Raw genomic sequence first — 7,338 nt, 5'->3', positions numbered from 1 at the left:
CTGAGTCGAGGCCCAGGCTTTGAGCCCAAGCCGTCTGGACAAAGAAGGGAACGCACAGGGCCGCGCGTGCCACCCAGGAAAGATAAAACCGTCGCATCGAATTCTCCGCACATCAGCAGGGGGACATTCGGCGAACAGGCAAAAACCCGCCTCACATGGGCAAGATCACATCAAGGTGTGTTCATGCAGGACCTGTCTCGCCGACTCAGGGCAAGGCGGTCCAATTGGGGCGTTCAATGCGGGTCGCATCGAAGGAGGTGTAGCCCGCCAGCGGCGAGGCCACCAGCTCAGCCTGATGCATGGGCAGCCCAGGCAATGGCACAGCGGCAGGCGGCAAAGACACCGACGAACAGCAATGATGATCGTGGTCAAGCATGGCCGAGGCCGGGCTGTCATTTTGAGCGTCGCCACGCGGGTGATCACCACTGTCGGCATCAGCGTGGTGCTGGTGCTCGTGGTGACCCAGGTGATGTGTGTTGCCCTGGCTGCTTTCATGCAGGCAATACGGCTCCATGGCCGCCCAGGCGGCCTGGAGAGGCAGCAGTACCAGCAGGAAAATGGCAATCAGGCGGCGCATGGTCGTCAGTATATCGGCCGACGGGTTGATGCCCAGCTGAACAGCGGTAACCTTGCACAGTACATCCACGAGAGCGGAAATCATGCACAACAAGGATCACTGGGATAAGGTGTATTCCACCAAGGCACCAGACAACGTGAACTGGTTCGAGCCGCATGCCGACACGTCGATGCGCCTGATTCGCGCAGCGGGCCTGGCACGCGACGGCGCCATCATCGACGTGGGTGGTGGCGCCTCCACGCTGGTCGATGACCTGCTGGACGAAGGCCACACCCACCTGACCGTGCTGGACCTGTCGGGCGCGGCCTTGGCGGAAAGCCGTCGTCGCCTGGGTGCTCGGGGGGCATGCGTGAAGTGGCTGGAGGCGGACATCACCCGCGCGAGGCTCAAACCTCAAAGCATCGACCTGTGGCATGACCGCGCCGTTTTCCATTTTTTGACGTCCGAGGAGGATCGTGCGGCTTACGTCGCGCAGGCCTTGCGGGCACTCAAGCCAGGCGGCCACGTGGTCATGGCCACCTTCGGCAGCAACGGCCCCACGCAGTGCAGCGGCTTGCCAGTCATGCGCTACGCCACGGACGAATTGCACGCCGAGTTTGGCGAGGCCTTCACCCTGCTGGCGCATGAAGAACAGTTGCACCACACGCCGTTTGGCACCGATCAGCAGTTCATCTACTGCATGTGCCGAAAGCAGCTTACTTGAAGGCGACAAATCAAACGTAGGCGCAGAAGGTGCGGTTGCGTCTGCGCAGGGATGACGCTGTGATTGCCGGGCGGCTACATCCGCTCCGTCTCAATGATGGTGGGCGTGATGATGAACAGCAGTTCACGCTTGACGGTGTTCTTGGACTGGTTCTTGAACAAGTAGCCCAGCACCGGCAGGTCGCCCAGCAGCGGGGTCTTGTTATTTTCCTCGACGTGGCTGCTGCTCTGAAAGCCGCCAAGCATCAGGGTCTCGCCGCTCTGCAAGGTCACGTTCGACGTGGCCTGATTGGTGTTGATGGTGGGGCCCACGGTGGAGTTGCCGCCCACACTGTCGTCGGTCATGCTCAAGTCCATTGAGATCGAACCATCGGGCGCCACCAGGGCGGTGACCGATACGCTGACCTTGACGTCAATGAACTCCGTCGTGTTGACCCCCTGCACCAGCGAAGGCTTGGAATAGGGAATGCGCTGCCCCGATGAGATCAGGCCAGGGCGCAGATTGCTCAACACCAGCTTGGGATTGCTCAGCACCTTGGTGTGGCCAGCCTCTTCCAGCGCCGAGATTTCCAGGCCGATGTTGATGCCCGCCGGCAGCTTGTAAAAGCCAAAGGCGAAGGTGCTCACGACCGCCGAGGTCAGCCCATTGGTGGCCGGCAGCGTCACGCCATTTGGGAACGCCGAGGTGCCGTTGTTGGCGATCTGGTTCAAGTCGCCGATCGTGCCGCCGAGCTGCACCCCCTGCTGGCGTGGGGTGGCCGCGCCCAGCATGTGCGAGCTGGTGACGCCGAACTTGGCGCCCAGGCTTTTGCCGAAGTACTCGTCGGCGCTGACGATCTTCACCTCGACCAGGATCTGCTTGACCGGCAAGTCGATGCGCCGCATCAGGTTCTCGATCAACTGGTGCTCCGCCTCGGTGCCCTTGACCAGCAGGGTGTTGCTGCGCGAATCCACCACCACGGTGGACAACTCGCGAGGCAGCAACGGTGAGTTCGGATCGGCCAACAGGGCTTGCACATCGGTGGCGCGCATGTGCGTCACGGTGTAGGCCTTGACCAAGGTGCCGTTGACGGTGCTGCCCAGCACCTGGGCGATGCTGGTGGCGCCTGCGCTGATGCTGGCCGTGCTGAGCGGCTCGTAGGCGCGCGTGGGTGGGGCCTCGGGCGTGCTCAGCGGGATGGGCTGGAACATCTGGGTCAGATCGGGCCGCTGCTTGGCCATGGCCGGCATCGGTGTTTCAGCAGCGTGTGCCGCGCCCATACTCAACGCCAACAGCAGCGCGGCGAGTTGGGTGGCGGTCAAGATCGGATGCAGCATGGCGGGCCTTCGAAGGGTGCGGGGCTGCCTGCAAGAGGCAGCCCCATTTGGCGACAGAATTACTTTTTGTCGGTGCTGGTTTTAGCAGCCGTAGCCGCCACCATCGCAGCCTTGAAGGCCGAGTCATTGACGAAGCTGTTCCAGCGCACCATCAGGCTGTTGTAGGTCGACTGCTCCAACACTTTGGCATTGACGACCACGGTGATGTCGGCGTTCAGCTTGAGCAGTTCGGTGTAGCGCTCAAAAGGTTTGCCCTGCAACTGCGCCACCCCGAAGTTGCTGTAGCCAAAAGCGATGTTGAGGTTGTTCCACTCGGCCGAGCCCGGCACGAACCTGACCACCGGGGAGGCTGGGGGCGTGACCGGCGGCTTGACTTCGAGGGTGGTCGCCTTGGTCGGCGTGGTGGTGCCAGCCGTGGCGCCGCCGCAGGTGCCCGTCACGTTGACCCTCACCCAGCCCACGCTGGGCGTGCTCGATTCGGCATTGATGACCAGCTTGATGTTGTTCTGGCCGGGCACCAGGTAGGGCTGCGTCCAGATCGTCTTGAGGGCGCTGGCCACCAGGTCGATCTTGGTGTTCTGCGCAATCAGCGTGTCATTGCTGAACAAGCGGTTCGTGGTGTTGGTGGCCGCCGTGGCCGACACTTCGTCGTACTTGACGTTGAAGACGCACTTGCCGTTGCTGGCCAGGAAGGCGCTGGAGGCATCCACGTTGATGACGTTGATCGAGCTGCCCCCCACGCTGATGGCGCTTTGCTGGATCACCGTGGCGCCATCGGGCTTGACGATGCGGAACATGCCGGTGACCTGAGGCCCCGCGAAGACCGGCGACAAGCTGGTGGGGGGCTTGACCGTGGTGGTCTTGGGCGGCTCAGTGGTGGAGGTGGTGCCAAAATTGGCGGCGAACGCTGGCGTGGTGGCCAGCACGGAGATCATCAGAAAATGGGCGTTCATCTTGCGTCCTTCAGAAAGAAGTCAGTGACTTCAGATTGAACAAAGGTGCAAGCGGAAACCATGGGACGCGCGATGCAGGACAGGCCTATCCTGCTTAGGGCAGCCCCGCTATCTTCTGCATTGCGGCAGTAAGACCGGAGGCTTTGCGTCCCCGCCTTTCGACGGGTTTGCCAACTGTGCAAATTCAGAATAGTGACATCTGCTTGCATTTGTTAGCGCATATGTCACACATTGCGATGGCCTCGGATCAGCGGACATTTGGCGGTGCTGAACGGTACTTGGCCTGTCCCCTGGCGGCGGCTCAGCACCGTGAGCGCCAGGCCCAGCCCACCCAGAATCAGTGCGGGCGCGCTCGGCTCGGGCACCGGGATCGCCAGCGCCGCCGAGGTACTGGCCGCGCTGTTATTGGCTGTGGCATTGACCAGGGCGCCCAGGGCGCCGAAGTTGGCATAGCCCTGGGCGTTGGCGCCGCCGACGGCGACGTTTCCACGCGCACAGCCACGGTCTGGTGCGCCCTCCCCTGCCTTGACTACATCGCACAGTCGTACGTCTGCTGGCGGCTGGCGCAAGCCCCTTCGCTGTCGACAGTGATGCCGCGCTGGATGCCCTGGCTGTTCTTCAGCGCGGCCAACACGCCGGCCACGCGCATGAGGCTCTTCGCCGTGTTGGCCACCTGGCACTGCAGGTGCCTCTGGCCGATTCGGTTCTGGTGCAGATCGAGGATGACGGCATCGGTCTCGACACGGGGGTGCTTGCACCTGGGCGAGGCCTGCGGCATTTGCAGCACCGTGCCGAACGTGCGCTTCATGGACCTCTTTTTGACAACTACATGATGAGCCCCACGCAGCGCATCATGGCCGAAGCCAAGGGGGCGTTGAACCACACGCGGTGGAGCCGCTCCCCGGGACTACCGGCAAACGCTCAGGTCTGCGCGTGCGTCACCTGAACCACGCGCCCAGCCTCGAACTCCACCAGCGTGTCGGCAAACTGGCGCACATCGTCCGGATCGTGCGAGATCAGGATCATCGGCACGCCAAAGCGGCGCCGTATCTCGTCCAGCTCGGTGCGCACTCGGCCGCGGAGCACCGTGTCCAGTGCCGAGAAAGGCTCGTCCAGCAGCAGCAAATCAGGTTGGCGGATCAGGGCACGGGCCAAGGCCACACGCTGGCGTTGGCCACCCGACAAGGTGGCGGGCAAACGATCTTGCAAACCACCGATGTCCAAGGCCTGCATGATGTCACCCACTTGGCGACGGGTGACGGGGCTCAGGCGCCAGGGCAAAGTCGGCAGCAAACCAAAGGCAATGTTGCGCGCCACGCTCAGGTGCGGGAACAGCGCGTAGTCTTGAAAGACATAGCCCACGCGGCGATCTCTTGCACGCACGTTGATCCCCTGCTCGTGGCTGAACAGCACGCGCTCACCCAGGCGAATGTGGCCATGGTCTGGGCGCAGCAAGCCAGCGATGGCCTGGATGGTCAAGGTCTTGCCCACGCCCGAGGGGCCGAACAGCACCAGGCGGTCGTTGGACGACTCAAACCGGGATTGCAGGTGGAAAACGCGACCACGCTCGCCGACCGACACGCCGATGTCCACATCGATTTTCATCGCTCGGGCCTGGGGTTGAGCAGGCGGCCGGACACCACCAGGATGACGATGCACAGCACCGAGATCACGATCACCAGGGTGTTGGCCAAAGCGTCATTGCCCGATTGCACGGCGTCGTAAATGGCCATGGACAAGGTCTGCGTTTTGCCGGGGATGTTGCCCGCGATCATCAAGGTGGCACCGAACTCACCCATGGCTCGGGCGAAGGCCAGCATGGTGCCCGCCGCGATGCCGCGCATGGCCAGCGGCAAGCTGATGTGCAGGAAGATTTTGAGCTCGCCGGCACCCAGCACGCGGGCCGCTTTTTCAAGGTTGACATTGACGCCTTCAAAGGCCGCGCGCGACGAGGTGAACACCAAGGGAAACGCCACGACCGACGCGGCAATCACCGCGCCCTGCCAGGTAAACATCAGGGTGATGTCGAAGTGCGTGGACAGCCATCGGCCCGCCGGTGCGTTGCGGCCCAGCACCACGATCAGGTAGTAGCCCAGCACCGTGGGGGGCAACACCATGGGCAAGGTCAACACGGCCTCTAGCAGGCGCTTGCCCGGCCAGCGACCGCGCGCAACCGCCCATGCGAAAGCCACACCAAGCACCCCGGCCGCTGCCGTGGCCCAGGCGGCCACCTTGAGGGTGAGCCAGAGGGCGTTCAGGTCCAAATGCACCACCGATCAGGGTGCCGATTTGAAGCCGTATTTGGCCAGCACGGCCTGCCCGCTGGAGCCGGTCACGAACTTCACGAAGTCGGCGGCCGCGACCGTGTTCTTGCTGGCGGCCACCAGCGCCAGGGGATACAACACCGGCCTGGACGTGGGCACGGTCAGGTCGATGCGCACCTTGTCTTTGTCGATCAGGGCGTCGGTGCGGTAGACGAAGCCCGCTTCGGCCTCAGCCCGGCTGACATAGTTCAGGGCCTGGCGCACGTTCTCGGCAAACACAAACTTGGGCATCAACACGGCCCACAGGCCTGCTTGTTCAAGCACCGCCTGGGCATAGCGGCCCGCAGGCACGGTGGCAGGGTTGCCCACGGCAATGTGCGCCATGGCTGGGCGCTTCAGATCGCCCAGGGCCTTGAGGCTGGCGGGTCGCGACAGGGGCGACACCAGCACCAGTTCGTTGGCCGCAAAGTTCACGCGCGTGTCCACCTTGATCAGGCCTTGGGCCTGGGCCTTGTCCATGGTTTCGACATCAGCGCTGGCGAACACGTCCACCGGCGCACCTTGGGCGATCTGCGCCAGCAGTGGCCCGGAGGCCGCGAAGTTGAAGTTGACCTTGCTGCCCGGATGCGCGCCTTGGTAGGCGGCCCCGATGTCGCGCATGGCGTTTTGCAGGCTGGCGGCAGCAGAAACGGTGATCTCTTGGGCGTGGGCGGCCACAGAGAACACCGCCATCAGCGTGAGGGCAACAAAGCGGTTTCGGTGGTTCATGGCAGACTTGGTAAAACGTTAACGCGCTAACGCGATCGATGTATAAACGACTATACAACGATCAGCCCGGTGAAGCCCGCATGCCACGCAAGCCCCTCCAACCCATCCTTGCTTTGACGGGCAGCCTGTCGCTGAAGCAAGGCGCCCATGTGCTGGGCGGGGCCGACCGCATCGCGCTGCTGGAAGCCATCCATGCCACCGGCTCGGTGACGCACGCGGCCAAGGCGGTGGGCATCAGCTACAAAACCGCCTGGGACCGGGTTCAAGACATGAACAACGTGGCCGGGCATGCTTTGGTCGAGCGCGTGACCGGTGGCACCGGTGGTGGTGGTGCCACCTTGACGCCCTGCGCGCTGGAGCTGGTGGTGGCATTTCGTCACCTTGAACAAAAACATGCCGAGGTATTGGGCCAGTTGAGCCAGTCCTTGTCGCATCCTCAGGATGTGCTCAAAACCTTGTCCACACTGGGCCTGCGCACCAGCGCGCGCAACCAGTTGGGCGGCACCGTCAAGCGGGTGAGCAAAGGCGAGGTGAATGCCCTGGTCGAGTTGGCATTGCCGAGCGCCCAGAAGGGCCAAGGCGACACCTTGTTCGCCTCATTGACGATGACCTCCCTGAAGGAACTGGGCGTGATCAAGGGGCGTCAGGCGGTGGCGCTGATCAAGGCGCCCTCGGTGTTCCTGGCTTTGCCCGATTCGCCCATGCGCCTGTCGGTGCGCAACAGCCTTCAAGGCCAGGTGTCGGCCATCCACACCGG

At 63.3% G+C, this 7,338-nt stretch carries 10 protein-coding genes and 1 riboswitch; of the genes, 2 read left to right on the top strand and 8 right to left on the bottom strand.

The features are described from left to right. Nucleotides 1-205 precede the first annotated feature (205 nt). Entirely contained in the window at nucleotides 206-577 is a 372-nt protein-coding gene (locus H7225_RS05900; protein ID WP_290659859.1) for a cobalt-zinc-cadmium resistance protein, read from the bottom strand. 82 nt (nucleotides 578-659) lie between these two features. On the opposite strand from H7225_RS05900, the gene H7225_RS05895 reads away from it, so the two are divergent. Further along, entirely contained in the window at nucleotides 660-1,280 is a 621-nt protein-coding gene (locus tag H7225_RS05895; protein ID WP_290659858.1) for a class I SAM-dependent methyltransferase, read from the top strand. 74 nt (nucleotides 1,281-1,354) lie between these two features. Here the strand turns inward: H7225_RS05895 and H7225_RS05890 are convergent, their stop codons facing one another. The 7 genes from H7225_RS05890 to modA form a co-directional block, all read right to left on the bottom strand. Beyond that, nucleotides 1,355-2,596, bottom strand: a complete 1,242-nt coding sequence (locus tag H7225_RS05890) for a secretin N-terminal domain-containing protein (protein ID WP_290659857.1) — start codon at nucleotides 2,594-2,596, stop codon at nucleotides 1,355-1,357. Nucleotides 2,597-2,655: 59 nt separating this feature from the next. Further along, a complete protein-coding gene (locus tag H7225_RS05885) occupies nucleotides 2,656-3,549 on the bottom strand; it encodes a hypothetical protein (RefSeq protein WP_290659856.1) in 894 nt (297 codons plus the stop codon). Nucleotides 3,550-3,644: 95 nt separating this feature from the next. After that, nucleotides 3,645-3,731, bottom strand: a riboswitch (cyclic di-GMP riboswitch). A 42-nt stretch (nucleotides 3,732-3,773) separates the two neighbouring features. Further along, nucleotides 3,774-4,118: a PEP-CTERM sorting domain-containing protein gene (locus tag H7225_RS05880; protein WP_290659855.1), complete on the bottom strand. Its 345-nt coding sequence runs from the start codon at nucleotides 4,116-4,118 to the stop codon at nucleotides 3,774-3,776. Further along, entirely contained in the window at nucleotides 4,079-4,357 is a 279-nt protein-coding gene (locus H7225_RS05875) for a hypothetical protein (RefSeq protein ID WP_290659854.1), read from the bottom strand. The genes H7225_RS05880 and H7225_RS05875 overlap by 40 nt, the downstream gene beginning before the upstream one ends. A gap of 113 nt (nucleotides 4,358-4,470) precedes the next feature. Then, entirely contained in the window at nucleotides 4,471-5,154 is a 684-nt protein-coding gene (locus H7225_RS05870) for an ATP-binding cassette domain-containing protein (RefSeq protein WP_290659853.1), read from the bottom strand. Continuing rightward, nucleotides 5,151-5,819 (bottom strand): molybdate ABC transporter permease subunit, encoded by a 669-nt coding sequence (gene modB / locus H7225_RS05865; protein WP_290659852.1) that lies wholly within the window; start codon nucleotides 5,817-5,819, stop codon nucleotides 5,151-5,153. Before modB ends, H7225_RS05870 begins: the two co-directional genes overlap by 4 nt. A 6-nt stretch (nucleotides 5,820-5,825) precedes the next feature. Continuing rightward, nucleotides 5,826-6,581, bottom strand: coding sequence for a molybdate ABC transporter substrate-binding protein (gene modA, locus H7225_RS05860; RefSeq protein ID WP_290659851.1), 756 nt, complete (start codon nucleotides 6,579-6,581; stop codon nucleotides 5,826-5,828). 80 nt (nucleotides 6,582-6,661) lie between these two features. On the opposite strand from modA, the gene H7225_RS05855 reads away from it, so the two are divergent. Then, the coding region (locus H7225_RS05855) for a TOBE domain-containing protein (protein ID WP_290659850.1) at nucleotides 6,662-7,338 on the top strand (677 nt) is incomplete at its 3' end.

This window comes from Aquabacterium sp., from assembly GCF_014378415.1.
GTDB lineage: Bacteria > Pseudomonadota > Gammaproteobacteria > Burkholderiales > Burkholderiaceae_C > Aquabacterium.
The sequence above is the reverse complement of the archived record's forward strand: the minus strand, read 5'-3'. Positions and strand labels throughout refer to the sequence as shown.